The organism is Pseudoalteromonas sp. SR45-4 (assembly GCF_014163535.1).
GTDB lineage: Bacteria > Pseudomonadota > Gammaproteobacteria > Enterobacterales > Alteromonadaceae > Pseudoalteromonas > Pseudoalteromonas nigrifaciens.
On sequence record NZ_JACJDO010000122.1, the window covers coordinates 1 to 364 of the forward strand.

Sequence of the window (364 nt, forward strand, 5' to 3'; positions counted from 1 at the left end):
AGTTATATTGGCAAAGCGATAAAATACACGCTTAATCAATGGCCGAAATTAATGCGGTATAGTGAAGATGGCGAACTAGGGATTGATAATAATATTACTGAGCGAGATATTCGGCCGTTTACCACGGGTAGAAAAAACTGGCTATTCTCAAAATCGGTTAATGGTGCTCAGGCCAGCGCGATACTTTATAGTATTGTGATGACCTGCCGTGCCAATGACATCAATCCTTATTACTACTTTGTGCATTTATTTAAAGCGTTGCCGAATCGAGATGAGGGTGATGATGATTTTACCGACCTAATGCCGTGGAATGTGCAGCTAGACTTCGATTATAGCTAAGCGCACTGCTTAAATGCGCGCTTAC

The 364-nt window shown here is 41.8% G+C and carries 1 protein-coding gene; it reads left to right on the forward strand.

Annotated elements, in window-relative coordinates; all coding sequences use genetic code 11:
- The coding region (locus H5058_RS18260; protein WP_182679399.1) for a transposase at positions 1-339 on the forward strand (339 nt) is incomplete at its 5' end.
- Positions 340-364: the final 25 nt, after the last annotated feature.